13 protein-coding genes are annotated in these 13,344 nt (G+C 57.8%); 2 read left to right on the top strand and 11 right to left on the bottom strand.

Translation table 11 applies throughout. The annotated features are described in order from the left end of the window. Positions 1 to 17 precede the first annotated feature (17 nt). The 3 genes from plsX to Q1K07_RS04890 are packed head-to-tail and all read right to left on the bottom strand — an operon-like array spanning position 18 to position 1,854. On the bottom strand, positions 18 to 1,088 hold the full coding sequence (plsX, locus tag Q1K07_RS04880) for a phosphate acyltransferase PlsX (RefSeq protein WP_300308719.1): 1,071 nt from the start codon (positions 1,086 to 1,088) through the stop codon (positions 18 to 20). A gap of 35 nt (positions 1,089 to 1,123) precedes the next feature. Beyond that, the gene (gene rpmF / locus Q1K07_RS04885; RefSeq protein ID WP_021820795.1) at positions 1,124 to 1,294 is read right to left on the bottom strand and encodes a 50S ribosomal protein L32; all 171 of its coding nucleotides are present in this window, start codon (positions 1,292 to 1,294) and stop codon (positions 1,124 to 1,126) included. Positions 1,295 to 1,320: 26 nt separating this feature from the next. Then, positions 1,321 to 1,854, bottom strand: a complete 534-nt coding sequence (locus Q1K07_RS04890) for a YceD family protein (RefSeq protein WP_300308727.1) — start codon at positions 1,852 to 1,854, stop codon at positions 1,321 to 1,323. A 114-nt stretch (positions 1,855 to 1,968) separates the two neighbouring features. Here Q1K07_RS04890 and Q1K07_RS04895 point away from each other — a divergent pair, with 114 nt between their 5' ends. Then, complete coding sequence (locus Q1K07_RS04895; RefSeq protein ID WP_300308730.1) at positions 1,969 to 2,565, top strand: nucleoside triphosphate pyrophosphatase; 597 nt, start codon at positions 1,969 to 1,971, stop codon at positions 2,563 to 2,565. Positions 2,566 to 2,587: 22 nt separating this feature from the next. Here the strand turns inward: Q1K07_RS04895 and sppA are convergent, their stop codons facing one another. From sppA to Q1K07_RS04925, 6 genes are all read right to left on the bottom strand, one after another. After that, positions 2,588 to 3,649: a signal peptide peptidase SppA gene (sppA, locus tag Q1K07_RS04900; protein WP_300308733.1), complete on the bottom strand. Its 1,062-nt coding sequence runs from the start codon at positions 3,647 to 3,649 to the stop codon at positions 2,588 to 2,590. Positions 3,650 to 3,673: 24 nt separating this feature from the next. Then, a complete protein-coding gene (locus Q1K07_RS04905) occupies positions 3,674 to 4,327 on the bottom strand; it encodes an HAD-IA family hydrolase (RefSeq protein ID WP_300308737.1) in 654 nt (217 codons plus the stop codon). 180 nt (positions 4,328 to 4,507) lie between these two features. Continuing rightward, positions 4,508 to 5,761, bottom strand: a complete 1,254-nt coding sequence (locus Q1K07_RS04910; protein ID WP_300308740.1) for a bifunctional alpha/beta hydrolase/OsmC family protein — start codon at positions 5,759 to 5,761, stop codon at positions 4,508 to 4,510. Positions 5,762 to 5,930: 169 nt separating this feature from the next. After that, the gene (locus Q1K07_RS04915; protein ID WP_300308743.1) at positions 5,931 to 6,467 is read right to left on the bottom strand and encodes an HPP family protein; all 537 of its coding nucleotides are present in this window, start codon (positions 6,465 to 6,467) and stop codon (positions 5,931 to 5,933) included. A 137-nt stretch (positions 6,468 to 6,604) separates the two neighbouring features. Next, entirely contained in the window at positions 6,605 to 7,549 is a 945-nt protein-coding gene (locus Q1K07_RS04920; protein ID WP_300308746.1) for an RluA family pseudouridine synthase, read from the bottom strand. A 558-nt stretch (positions 7,550 to 8,107) separates the two neighbouring features. Then, positions 8,108 to 8,434: a hypothetical protein gene (locus tag Q1K07_RS04925; RefSeq protein ID WP_300308749.1), complete on the bottom strand. Its 327-nt coding sequence runs from the start codon at positions 8,432 to 8,434 to the stop codon at positions 8,108 to 8,110. On the opposite strand from Q1K07_RS04925, the gene rne reads away from it, so the two are divergent. Beyond that, entirely contained in the window at positions 8,433 to 11,672 is a 3,240-nt protein-coding gene (gene rne / locus Q1K07_RS04930; protein WP_300308752.1) for a ribonuclease E, read from the top strand. The two genes, Q1K07_RS04925 and rne, sit on opposite strands and share 2 nt — an antisense overlap. Positions 11,673 to 11,766: 94 nt before the next feature. Here rne and murB read toward each other — a convergent pair whose 3' ends face one another. Further along, on the bottom strand, positions 11,767 to 12,774 hold the full coding sequence (gene murB / locus Q1K07_RS04935; protein WP_300308755.1) for a UDP-N-acetylmuramate dehydrogenase: 1,008 nt from the start codon (positions 12,772 to 12,774) through the stop codon (positions 11,767 to 11,769). Beyond that, positions 12,771 to 13,259, bottom strand: coding sequence for a low molecular weight protein-tyrosine-phosphatase (locus Q1K07_RS04940; RefSeq protein WP_300308758.1), 489 nt, complete (start codon positions 13,257 to 13,259; stop codon positions 12,771 to 12,773). Before Q1K07_RS04940 ends, murB begins: the two co-directional genes overlap by 4 nt. Positions 13,260 to 13,344 lie beyond the last annotated feature (85 nt).

Raw genomic sequence — 13,344 nt, forward strand, 5'->3', positions numbered from 1 at the left:
ACCTATGCTCTTGTTGGTCACCGTGCCACTGCCCGACCATGGGACGAGCCACCTTCCTCTGAGGAGGGCGGCAGCGGACGGCGATTGACGAGCTCAGCTTCCAGCCGGCTCGGCAAATCACGGCGAACTTCCTGTACTGCCCGCTTGAGGGCATAGTGGAAGCCAGCGGCATCACAGCTGCCGTGACTTTTGATAACGATACCCGCCAGCCCAAGCAGGCTGGCGCCATTGTAGCGAACTGGATCCAGCTCGCTCTTCAAACGCTTCAGCGCAGGGCGAGCAAGCACACCTACCAGGCGGCTGCCCCAATGCGCTTCAAAGGTGGCCTGGACACGCCGCACCAGCATCCTCGCCAACCCTTCGCTGGCCTTGAGCACGGCATTACCGACAAAGCCATCGCAGACCACCACATCGACCTCACCGGCGAAAATCCCATCGCCTTCAATGAAGCCTTGATAATTGAGGCCGGAAATCCGCCGAAGTTCGGCATCGGCTTTAAGTACGCTGGCCGCCCCTTTGGTCGACTCCACTCCCACATTGAGCAACGCAATGCGCGGCGCAGTGATGCCATCTACATGGCGCGCCATGATGTCGCCCATCAGGGCAAAATCAACGAGACGGTCACCACTGACATCGACATTGGCACCCAGATCAAGCAGGTAGCAACGCCCCTCATTACGGGTGGGAATAGCCGTACTGATGGCAGGACGAGGCACACCAGCCACCATCCCCAGAGCCCGTCGGGACAGCGCCATCAAGGCTCCAGTATTTCCCGAACTGACGCCGACCTGCGCACCACGAGAAGCCACGCATTCCAGCATTCTTGCCATACTGGATGCCTGCCCATGACGCAACGCCTGAGACGCACGCATGTCCTGAGAGATCACTTGCGGCGCATCTCTCAGGTCCAGACGCGACGCCGCCGCAGCCAGGGGCCGCGGCAGGCGTGAAATCTCGTCTTCCAGAGCACGAACAGGGCCGAACAACTGAATCTCGAGACTGGGGTCTTCTATCATCGCGCTGGCCGCGCCTGCCACAGCACTATGGGGACCTTTGTCCCCGCCCATGGCATCAACGGCAATCCGCATCTCAGCGGCCAGGCGATATCAGGTACGTCGTCGCCTTAGGCGTCGACGACCTTACGACCGCGATAGAAGCCATCCGGAGAAACGTGGTGACGCAGATGAGTCGTACCGGTTTCCTTGTCCTGGGACAAAGTCGGTGCGCTCAGCGCATCGTGACTGCGACGCATACCACGCTTGGAACGGGTTTTACGATTCTGTTGAACTGCCATGAGGAATCACTCCACAAAAAAATCGATCAGGTATCGGTGTTGCCCTTGAGGTGCTTGAGCACTTCGAAGGGATTGCCAGAGGGCGCTTCCGAGACTTCGGTTTCCACCCCGCTGCTCAGCTGTTCTCGCGAGACAGGGCACTCTGACTCGTCGTGGTAAACCACCTGGGGCAAGCAAAGAATCAATTCATCTTCGATCACGCCCAGCAGGTTCAGCTGTTCGTTCTCCACCAGTACCGGTTCATAGGTAGCTGGTAGATTGGCGGCCATGTCATCACTGGAAACGAGCCCGAGCTGGAAGTCGCTCGCAACATGTTGGGCCATAGGCTCGAGACAGCGACGACAAGGCAGCTGCAATTCGGCCTCCAGGCGCCCCCGGATCACCCGACGCCCCTGAGCGTCGATGGCGAACTCCAGCCAAACGCTGGCGTCGCCCTGTTGAGTCCCTGCCTCTTCGGTCAGACGACTCATATCGGCCAATGCCACTAGGCCATCAAGGTGTTCGGCATGGGCGGCGAGCTTGTATGGCTCGACCCGGCCGGGCAATCGTGAGGTCAACATAGGCGCGCAATGATAGGCACTCGGTAAGTCTCTGTCAAAGCCATATAACCAACAGGTTAGAATTCATTGGTATCTTGAAAGTTCTATACCCCCCATTTGCATCAGGAGATATGCATGCCCGCTCTGGTTCTGGCCTCCAGCTCCCCTTGGCGTCGAGACCTGCTGTCGCGCCTTGGCCTGCCCTTCACCTGGGATAGCCCTGACATCGACGAAACACCTCTACAAGGAGAGTCTCCCGCCGCATTGGTGCATCGTCTGGCACTTGCCAAGGCGGAACGACTGACTGATCGCTACCCCGACCATCTGATCATCGGCTCGGACCAGGTAGCGGTATTCGATGACCAGATTCTCGGCAAACCTCACACCGAAGAGCGCGCCCGCGCCAACCTGAGCGCCTTTTCAGGACATCGCGTCAGCTTCCTGACGGGGCTGGCCCTGATCGACACCACTCGCTCAAGCCACCGTGTCAGCCATGAACGCTACGATGTCGTGTTTCGCATGCTCAGCGAGGCCGAAATCGCCACTTACGTAGCTCGGGAAAAGCCTCTGGACAGCGCAGGCAGCTTCCGCCTGGAAGGCCTGGGCATCACGCTGTTTGAACGCCTGGAAGGAGATGACCCAAACACCCTTATCGGCTTGCCCCTGATACGCCTGTGTCAATGGCTGAGAGAAGCCGGTCTCGACCCACTTCTCTCAGCTCATTCAAGTTGACAGGGGATTGGCCGACCAGGACTCAAGGCAACTGATAGCGTAGCGGTGAACTTGCCTGCGGCACACCCAGCCATTCGGCAGCCACATCGCTGAAGCGACGACTCAGGCGCTCAAAAGGATCCTGCGCCGGAGTGTAGTCCTTGAGCTGGGGATCATCATCACCCAACCGCTCGCGCAGCACACCTTCAATTGTCCCCAGGCGATCGACCAACCCTTCATCGATGGCCTGCTCACCTGTCCACACCAACCCGCTGAACAAGCGCGGATCATCGCCCAGGCGGTCTCCGCGCCCTGCCTTGACATCATTGATGAACTGGCGATGGGTGGTTTCCAGCACACTCTGCCAGAACTCCCGCTGCTCAGGCTTGATCGTGGTGAACGGATCGAGAAAAGCCTTGTTCTCGCCGGCAGTAAACACTCGCCGCTCGACCCCAAGGCGCTCGATGGCACCTTCCAGTCCAAAGCCTGAATAGATGACGCCAATCGACCCCACCAGGCTGGCGGGTGCAGCCACGATCTCATCAGCGGCGGACGCAATATAATAAGCACCACTGGCACCGATATCCTCAATCACGGCGATGATCGGCTTGTCCCCGGAGTCACGCAGGCGCATAAGCTCATCGTAGATACGCTGGGACTGGACCGGACTGCCACCGGGACTATCGATATCCACGACCAGGGCCACGCTGTTCTCGGCATCCCACGCAGCCCGGATACCTTCGATGATCCGATCAGCATTGGCTGGAGACTCCTGTGAGATGACCCCATCGACCCGGACCACCCCCAGGTGTTCCTCTTTTGCAGGAGTTTCCATTGGCACCCTCAGCACAGCCCAGGCCACCAATGCCACCAGAGTCAAGAAGAGCAATAGAAAGGAGAAGCGAAAAAACAGCTTCCAACGCCGCGTACGGCGCTGCTCAGCGAGAACACCACCAATCCAGCGATCCATCATCTCCACCTGAGCCAAGCGCTGTCGCTCGCGCAGCGCCGCAGCATCGTCGCCAGCAGGCACTTGAGAGGAGTCACCGCTAGCCGCAACGCCCTCACCTTCTGTCCAGGGATCACGATCCTTCTTGTCGCTCATATCACCCTCTCATCCTTTGCACCTTCAATTTCCCAGCAAATAGTCGATCAGCTCGGGAAAGCCATCGACGACTTGCCGGGGATGACTGGCTTCAAGCCGATCACGAGCATGCACTCCGTAGGTGACAGCAATGCGATCCATGTTCAAGGCCCGAGCCATTTCCATGTCATATTCGGTATCACCGATCATCACAGCACGCTCAACGCCGACACCAAGTTCTGCCAACAACTCCTGCAGCATTTGAGGATGAGGTTTGGAGCGCGTTTCATCGGCCGTACGGCTGGCTGCAAAGATATGGCCAGTACCGGTTTCACGGAACGCCCGATCAAGCCCTCTCCGGCTCTTGCCCGTAGCTACGGCCAAACGCGTGCCCGGCCTTGCAGCTAGGCGGTCAATTCCGGCCATGACGCCGGGATAAAAGGTCATGGGCGTGGTATCGCCCTGAACGAAATGATAGGCATAACGGGTCTTGAGGTGATCAGCCTGCTCGGCTCCAATCCCGGGACACAGAGTCTCGATTGCTTCGGGCAACCCCAAACCGATGATATTGCGTATCGCCTCCACCTCAAGCTCTCCCCATTCCGCTTCGCGGGCTGCTACCTGCATGCTGCCCACAATACGGCCGATGGAGTCCATCAGGGTTCCGTCCCAGTCGAAGATGATCAGATCATATGGCAATACACAGTCCCCCTGACACCATGGATGGATGGGAAGCCGCTCATTCTGCCACTGCAGGCCTCAGCCATGCCACCACAACTGCGCCACTAGAAACTGCGTCACTACAGCTGTAGCACTAGCTGTAGCACTGCATTGTGCATTACCAATTATGCGGCACAGCCCATAAGGGCAGGACGAGCGCTAGTCACCAAGTCGAGTCACTACCTGGGCGTTTGCCTCCAGCGTCCGATGAACCGGGCAGCGATCGGCAATGGACAGAAGTGCATCACGCTGCTCAGCGCTGAGATCTCCTGTCAGGTACAGGACACGCTCGAAGCGATCGATCTGCTTGGCATCATGATTGGAGCAATCCTGGCAATCCTCGGCATGCACTCGTCCATGGGAGACATCGACAGCCACATCGACAAGCGGGAATTTCTTGCGCCGAGCATAGCTACGCACCGTCATCGACGTGCAGGCCCCAAGGGCAGCGGCCAATAGCTGGTAGGGGGTAAGTCCAAGGTTCGTACCACCGAACGACTCGGGTTCGTCGGCTCGCAAATAGTGAACACCTGAAACAATGTCCTGGAGAAAGCCGTCAGGGTCCGCCTCATGGATGCGAGTGATCCCTTCCGGAGCTTCAGGTGGAGGTGTCGGAGCCACAAGCCCCAGATAGCGCGATGACCAACTGGCAATCACCTTTGCGGCGTACTCGGCATCTTCAGCCCGAGTCAATAAATGATCGGCATCATCCAGCGAGACAAAACTGCGCGGATGGCGAGCAGCCGTAAATATGTCAGTCGCATTATCGATACCTACCACCTCATCTCGGGGGGCATGCAGAATCAGGAGCGCTCGTCCCAAGGTTGCAATGCGCTGACGTTGCTGCTGCCCTCTTACATCCTCAAGAAAGCTGCGACGGATGGTGAACGGCCGCCCGGCCAAGGTGAGCTGGGCCTCTCCCTGATGCTCAATGGCATCAATGCTCGAATCAAAGTTATGCAGTACATGTGCTGGATCGTATGGCGCCCCAATGGTCGCCACCGCCTTGACAGAGGGAAGACGAGTGGCTGCTGCAATCACCGCTGCACCACCGAGCGAGTGTCCAATCAACAATGCAGGAGCCTGACCACGCTGCTCAAGAAAAGCAGCGGCAGCCGTCAGGTCATCGACATTGGAAGTGAAATCCGTGTTGGCAAACTCACCCTGCGAGTGTCCCAGGCCGGTAAAGTCGAAGCGCAGCACTGCCACGCCCCGTTCCACCAGGCGCTCGGATATGCGTCGAGCTGCCAGAATATCCTTGCTGCAGGTAAAGCAGTGGGCAAAAACTGCGACTGCCTGCGGCTTGCCCGCAGCAGGACGGTCAAAACGCGCCGCCAGCATATTGCCACTGTGCCCGGGGAACTGCTCCTTCTCACTGATCATACGCACGATAGGACGCCTCTTCTCTGTCATTGCCATGTCGTCATTGCTAGGTCGTCATTACTGCGCCACCATTACAGCAGCGTCATTACCGCACCTGCTGCATGCGCAAACCTGGCAGAGTAGAGTTACCTATCAGCCCTTCTGCCACAAGTCAGAAAGGACCATACTAGTGACCAGAACCCTCTGAATATAATGAGGCTTACCACCAGTGCATCGGATAACGACGATGACGAGCCAGATTATTGACCAGCACAGCGACAAGCAGCAGTAATGCACAACCAACACCTACCGGCATCAATGCATATGTCCACCCCAGATCATGCACTTCACTGGCACCTATCACCGCAATCAATGCCGTCGCACCTCCCGGCGGATGCAAGGTATGCGTCAACTGCATGACCAGAATGGATGTCGATACCGCCATCGCCGCAGCCAACCAGGTATCCCCTAGCCACTGCCAACTAAGCACCCCTACCAGCGCCGAAAGCATATTCCCACCGAGCACATTGCGCGGCTGGGCCAGAGGGCTTTCCGGTGCAGCATAGAGCAGGACGGAAGTCGCCCCGAATGAGCCAATCATCAGCAATGTATGGGTAATCAGCCACTCGTCAATCAACCAGCCGACTCCGGCCATACCCGCAAAAGCACCAAACCACGACCACAACATATCGCGCCAGCATCGGCGCCGATGCGCGGCTTCGTTGCCACGCATTTTCCAGAGATAAGCCTTTACCATGACCTACTGAGTCTCCACCATTGAAGGCGGCATACTGTCTCAAAGCCCATAAGCATGAGAGAAATGATCTTTTTTTATGGACTTATATCCTACGACCGACCAGCCCCCCTCGCCCAGCCGGGCCAATGACACCGGAGTCAGCGGCTCCGAGCCTTTTCAAGCACTGCTTCCATGGCAGGTTCCAGGGGGGCACGAATCCTGACCGGCTTTCCGCTGGAAGGCTCAGGAAACGTCAAGGCCGCTGCGTGCAGGAACAAGCGATCCAGCCCTAGCTCACGCGCCAGTTTTTCGCCTTCTCTGGTGCCGTACTTGTCATCTCCCAATAGCGCATGCCCCGCATGGGCAGCATGGACACGTATCTGATGGGTTCGTCCAGTAATGGGCTCAGCCTCGACCAACGTGGCTCCAGCAAAAGCTTCGCGCACGGCAAAGCGAGTACGCGCCACCTTGCCGGCAGCATCGACCCGCACCCGGCGCTCTCCATTCCCTGCGTCATAGCGATCCAAGCGAGCACTGACAAAGTCCCGTCGTGCTGGCCACCTGCCAGTTACCAAAGCAAGGTATTGCTTAGTCATCTCATGGCGCTTGAGAGCCGTATTAAGTGTCAGCAGCGCAGGACGGGACTTGGCCAACAGCAAGCAACCGGAGGTATCCCGATCGAGACGGTGTACCAATTCAAGGAAGTCGAGATCTTCCCGCACCTGCCGCAATGCCTCGATCAGGCCGATCTTGACTCCACTGCCGCCGTGTACGGCAAGACCTGAAGGCTTGTTCATCACCAGCCAGTCGGGACCTTCGAGCAATACGCTGCCAGCCAGCAGATTACGCAGGTTGTCACTGACTTCACGCACGGCTTCCCGAGGTGCAAGCCTGAGAGGAGGAACACGCACCACATCACCTAGCTGCAAGCGGTACTCGGCCTTGACCCGTTTCTTGTTGACCCGCACCTCACCTTTACGCACGATGCGATACACCAATGAACGCGGCACACCTTTCAATCGGGCCATCAGGAAATTATCGACACGCTGGCCAACCTGCCCTTCAGTGACTTCCACCCACTGTACTTCTCTGCCTTCGGCCACGATAAATACTCCACGTTCTATTAAACCACCTCGCCAAATGCATATAGCAGACTGCGTTCCCGTCGTGTCACTTGCTGGAATCTGTGAACACGTTGCCGAATTAAGCAGGCTACCAACACGCGCAACGCCGTGATGGGTACGTGCCGACAGTTGATCACAACTTCCTTTGCAACCCGGACATGAAACAACAGCCAAGCAGGGATTGCCCTGCCGACGGCGGAAGGCGGCATTCTAGCTCAGTGTGCCGCTAATTGCTGGCCTTTGGCATTGCTGTTATATTGCTTTTTCGCTCCTCAGATTCAATCTGGTCAATAGAAGCGCCTGCCCGACAGACATGCAGGCCTGAGCGAACGCCTAGTGACGAAGCACTTAGAGAAAGCAATGGCACTTAGAGAAAATTGTGCTGAGAAACAATACCTAGACGAAATGGTTTCTAGATAAGTCCGTGCTTAGATGAAACAGTACTAGCAAGCTTCTCTAGAGAAATATGGGCAGTGAGCCCCGGGTTCGGATTCTCACTGCCATGAAGAATTAAAACGTAACAACACATGCTCGACGTCAGCCGCCATCCCAACAGAAGCGCCCGACGTCGAGAGACGTATAACACCGTGCCGGAGAACCGGCGTCGGTGAATCGATGAATGCCAGGTGTTGGCGGTGATGGCAGGACCGGATGGGCAGAAGATCCCACCGAGACACGTCCTCCCTCCGCCCCGTACTCAACATGATCATGCCGCGCCATGCCCCGCATCACTGCTGGCATGTAACGGCCGGGCGCAGTCCTCGCATCCGCGACATGCGCTGAGCACAAGCACGCAGCACCCAGCGGTTCGCCAACGCCTCGTCCATGGGCGCTCTCCGGCGCGTCCATATTGCGAGACAACATGAAACGGATGCTCATCAACGCGACTCAGCCCGAAGAGCTGCGCGTCGCACTGGTCGATGGACAACGCCTCTACGATCTGGACATCGAATCCGGTGCCCGAGAACAGAAAAAAGCCAATATTTACCGCGGAAAGATCACTCGCGTAGAACCCTCCCTCGAAGCCGCCTTCGTCGACTTTGGTGCTGAACGCCACGGCTTCCTGCCCCTCAAGGAAGTGGCGCGCGAATACTTCCTCAAGGACCCGTCTGGCCGCCCCAGCATCAAAGAAGTCCTCAAGGAAGGCCAGGAAGTCATCGTTCAGGTTGATAAGGAAGAGCGAGGCAACAAGGGGGCCGCGCTGACGACCTTCATCAGCCTTGCAGGTCGCTTCCTTGTTCTGATGCCTAACAACCCTCGCGCGGGAGGAATTTCACGTCGCATCGAGGGCGAAGAGCGCAGCCAGCTCAAGGAAGCCATGGGTCAGCTGACGGTCCCTGACAAGATGGGACTGATCGTGCGTACTGCTGGCATCGGGCGCTCGCCGGAAGAATTGCAGTGGGATCTGGATTATCTGGTGCAGGTATGGGAGTCGATCACCGAAGAAGCCGGCAAGCGCTCTGCCCCCTTCCTCATCTACCGTGAATCCAATGTCATCATCCGCGCCATGCGCGACTATCTGCGCCAGGACATTGGCGAGGTGCTGATCGACAGCCCTGAGGTACATCAGGAGGCCTTGGGCTTCATCCGCCAGGTCATGCCGTCCTATCAGCAAAAGATCAAGCTCTACGCTGATGAAGTCCCGCTTTTCTCACGCTTCCAGATCGAGTCACAAATCGAGACGGCTTACGAGCGTGAAGTGAAGCTACCGTCTGGTGGCTCCATTGTCATCGACCACACTGAAGCCCTGGTTTCCATCGACATCAACTCTGCACGAGCGACTCGTGGCAGCGATATCGAGGAGACCGCCCTGCAGACCAACCTGGAAGCGGCGGACGAAATTGCTCGCCAATTGCGTCTGCGTGACATCGGTGGCCTGGTAGTCATCGACTTCATCGACATGGGGCCATCACGCAATCAGCGCGAAGTGGAAAACCGAGCGCGTGATGCTCTCAAGCTTGACCGTGCCCGGGTACAGATCGGTCGCATTTCCCGCTTCGGCCTGATGGAAATGTCACGCCAGCGACTGCGCCCGTCCCTTGGTGAGACCAGTGGCGTCGTCTGCCCCCGCTGCGATGGCCAGGGTACTATCCGAGACGTGCGTTCCCTGTCACTGTCGATCATGCGACTGATCGAAGAAGAAGCGATGAAAGAGCGTAGTGCTCAGATTCGTGCCATCTTGCCGGTCCCCGTGGCCACCTACCTGCTCAATGAGAAACGTGCAGTATTGGCAGACATCGAACGCCGTCAAGGTGTGCGCTTGGTAGTGCTGCCCAACCCCGAAATGGATACGCCTCACTACGATGTTCAGCGTCTGCGTGACGATCATGTGGATGAGGAAGGTACTGCTCAGGCATCAAGCTTCGAGCTATCAATGGAGACCGAAGTCGGCAAGGAGCCGGAAGCTACCTTCGGGAAACCCATACAGCGCACCGAAGCGGCAGTGAAGACCGTGGTCCATCACGAGCCCGCACCGGCTTCCCTGCAGCACCAGGAGTCTGTCGAACGTCGCGCGACAGCAGCACCTACACCACAGGCCACTGCTGGTGTTCAGAATGCAGGCCTGTTCGGTCGACTAGTGCGTGGCTTCGCCCGATTCCTGGGCAATGAAGAACAGCAACAGGCTGTTGGTGATCAGGGACAGCAGTCTCAGGGCCAGGAGACTCAGACACCTGCAAGCCGGGACAACGAAAGCCGGCAGGATAATCGCCAGCGCAACCGCCGCAGCAGCCAGCAGCGCCAAAGTCGCTCATCATCACGCCAAGACAACCGCAGCGAGAGCCGGCAAAGCCAGGAAAATTCATCCTCGCAGGATAGTCGTCGCCAGCAGGAGCGTCGTGATAGCGATCGCCGGCAGCAGGACCGTCGACAGGACAGCCGTCGTGATAGCCGCAGCGAAAAGACCGAAAAGCCTGATGGACGCAGCAGCCGTTCACGTCGCAACCAGGATGACACCCGGACCAGCCAGTCCAGGACGACAGAGAGCCAGGATCGCGAGAGCGTACAGAAAAGCGAGACGGTAGTGGCGGAGACTTCCAAAGAGTCCAAGCCCAAGCGCACTCGCAACAATCCGCGCAGTCGCACACGCAGCCATGCGATCAACCCAGAATCGCTTGCTGAGCAGCAACGCCTGGCTGCCTTGGTTGCAGAAACGCCCGCTGTTGCGGACGAGAGCCAAACCAAAGCACCGGCAGCAGAACCCAAACCGGCGGAATACAAGAGCGACACCACGGCGAAGGACAGGACCAAGGCTGATACTCAGACCGACAAGGCCAAGGTAGAGGAAAAGGTCGAAGAAAAGATCGAGGCCACGACCGACATCCGGGCTGACAAGCCCAAGATCGAGGAAAAGGTCGAAGAAAAGGTCGAGGCCACTACCGACGTCCAGGCTGACAAGCCCAAGCTCGAGAAAAAGGTCGAAGAAAAGGTCGAGGCCACTACCAACACTCAGGCTGACAAGCCCAAGATCGAGGAAAGGGCCCAAGCCACGACCGACGTCCGGGCTGACAAGTCCAAGATCGAGGAAAAGGCCCAAGCCACGACCGACATCCGGGCTGACAAGTCCAAGCTCGAGGAAAAGGTCGAAGAAAAGATCGAGGCCACTACCAACACCCAAGCTGACAAGCCCAAGGCCGAGGAAAAGGTCGAAGCGACTACTGACGCCCAGGCTGACAAGCCTAAGGTTGAGGAAAAGGTCGAAGCGACTACTGACGTCCAGGCCGACAAGCCCAAGACCGAGGTAAAGAGCGAAGCCACTACTGACGCCCAGGCTGACAAGCCCAAGGTTGAGGAAAAGGTCGAAGTGACTACTGGCGCCCAGGCTGACAAGCCCAAGGTTGAGGAAAAGGTCGAAGTGACTACTGGCGCCCAGACTGACAAGCCCAAGGTTGAGGAAAAGGTCGAAGCGACTACTGGCGCCCAGACTGACAAGCCCAAGGTTGATCCACAACCCGACGCGCCAGTGACAGAGGCATCTTCTTCCCTGGAAACGGCAGAAACCACGACACAATCACGTCGTCGCCGCCGTCGCGCTCATAACGACCCTCGTGAACAACGCCGTCGCGAGCAACAGGTCCAGGCGGGAGATAGCCAGCAGAATTGACGGCTACCCTGCTGAAATGCAAAAACCCGCGGTCATTGACCGCGGGTTTTTGCATTGCGTGACGGCTTTCCTCTTATTGTCTGGAGCATGTATTTCAGGCCAGCCTCGGCTCTCTTTCTAGAGCGATGCCAAAGCGTTGCTCAACCTGCGCAGCCACTTCAGCGGCAACTGTCAGTAATTCTCCAGCGTTACCGCCACCATGATGAACCAGGACAAGGGCCTGGCGCTCATGCACCCCGAAATTGCCATGGCGCCAGCCCTTCAGGCCACATTGGTCTATCAGCCAGCCTGCTGCCAGTTTGGTCCGACCGTTATCCTGGGGGAAATGTGGCATCCCGGGATATTCATCAAGGAGTTGCTCAGCAACATCTGCTGCCACAACAGGATTCTTGAAAAAGCTGCCAGCATTACCCAATACTTCGGGATCGGGCAGTTTCTCGCGGCGAACAGCACACACCGCCTCGGCCACTTCCAATGGAGTAGGCTCTGCCGAGACTCTCTGGACCAGATCACCGTAATCTAGACGCGCCCTGCTCTTTCGGCTGACACGCAGTACCAGGTCAGTGATGATCACGCGACCATCAAGCTCACCCTTGAAGATGCTCTCGCGATAGCCAAAGCCACAATCAGCAGCCGTCAGCGTCTGCGTCGTGCCATCCTCGACATGCACCAACGTCACAGACTCGAGCAACTCAGCCAGTTCCACACCATAAGCGCCGATGTTCTGTACTGGAGCCGCACCACTGTGGCCCGGGATCAGTGCCAGGTTCTCGGCGCCCCACCAGCCGGCCTGGGCCAGGGACATGACCAGGTGGTGCCAGACCACCCCCGCACCGACATGTACCAAGGCATCTTCACCACAGAGCTCCAGCCACCAGTAATTCAACCGCGGGCACATGGTCAGCCCCGGCAGATATTCAGGTAGAATCAAGTTGCTACCGCCGGACAGAATGGTCAGCTTGTCCTGATGCCCTGCTCCTTGCTGCATCAGTGCAACTATCTGCTCTCGCTGGGAAACGGTCACGACTCGTTCGGCGCGACAAGGCAAGCCCAAGGTGTTGGCTGACGTCAGGTCGACATCATGCCGTTCAATCGATCTCACCGTGATGGCCCCCTTGTGGTTGGCTCCACCAGACGCTGGCGAAGCTCCGCCACAAGACCATCAGCAGCGCTCTCGATCATGGCATAGACACGACCGAACCCTCCGTCATAGTAGGGATCCGGCACTTCGCCATTAGGCTCTCCTGCAAACGCCATCAATAACGCCACATGAGCCTTGCAGCCTGGCGGTCTGAGGCGCTCGATACCCGCCAGGTTGTCATCATCCATCGCCAGCATGTAGTCGAAGCGCTCAAAATCGCTGTCTGCCAGTTGGCGTCCACGCAAGCGTGATATATCAATACCCCGCACGCGGGCCTCCTTCTGTGCCCGAAGATCAGGTGCAGAACCTACATGCCAGGCACCTGTGCCACAGGAGTCCACTTCAACCTGATCCGCCAGGCCCGCAACCTCGAGCTTGTGACGCAGCACTCCTTCAGCCGTAGGTGAGCGGCAGATATTGCCTAAGCAAACGAATAGTACGCGCATCCCATACCTCTATCCTGACGCGATGTCTCTGGTGACGATACTTTCAAAAGGCATGCTTGAAGGACGCGCTTGCGCTGGGCCCACT

Origin of the sequence: Halomonas sp. (genome assembly GCF_029263665.1) — a bacterium.
Taxonomy (GTDB): Bacteria; Pseudomonadota; Gammaproteobacteria; order Pseudomonadales; family Halomonadaceae; genus Halomonas.

Bases quoted from the DNA above. Each gene is read 5' to 3' on its own strand.
- Q1K07_RS04910 (WP_300308740.1), bottom strand. From the start codon at position 5,761: ATGACAGAGAAGAGGCGTCCTATCGTGCGTATGATCAGTGAGAAGGAG.
- Q1K07_RS04915 (WP_300308743.1), bottom strand. From the start codon at position 6,467: ATGGTAAAGGCTTATCTCTGGAAAATGCGTGGCAACGAAGCCGCGCAT.
- sppA (WP_300308733.1), bottom strand. From the start codon at position 3,649: ATGAGCGACAAGAAGGATCGTGATCCCTGGACAGAAGGTGAGGGCGTT.
- Q1K07_RS04890 (WP_300308727.1), bottom strand. From the start codon at position 1,854: ATGTTGACCTCACGATTGCCCGGCCGGGTCGAGCCATACAAGCTCGCC.
- plsX (WP_300308719.1), bottom strand. From the start codon at position 1,088: ATGCGGATTGCCGTTGATGCCATGGGCGGGGACAAAGGTCCCCATAGT.
- rne (WP_300308752.1), top strand. From the start codon at position 8,433: ATGAAACGGATGCTCATCAACGCGACTCAGCCCGAAGAGCTGCGCGTC.
- Q1K07_RS04940 (WP_300308758.1), bottom strand. From the start codon at position 13,259: ATGCGCGTACTATTCGTTTGCTTAGGCAATATCTGCCGCTCACCTACG.
- rpmF (WP_021820795.1), bottom strand. From the start codon at position 1,294: ATGGCAGTTCAACAGAATCGTAAAACCCGTTCCAAGCGTGGTATGCGT.
- Q1K07_RS04925 (WP_300308749.1), bottom strand. From the start codon at position 8,434: ATGTTGTCTCGCAATATGGACGCGCCGGAGAGCGCCCATGGACGAGGC.
- Q1K07_RS04895 (WP_300308730.1), top strand. From the start codon at position 1,969: ATGCCCGCTCTGGTTCTGGCCTCCAGCTCCCCTTGGCGTCGAGACCTG.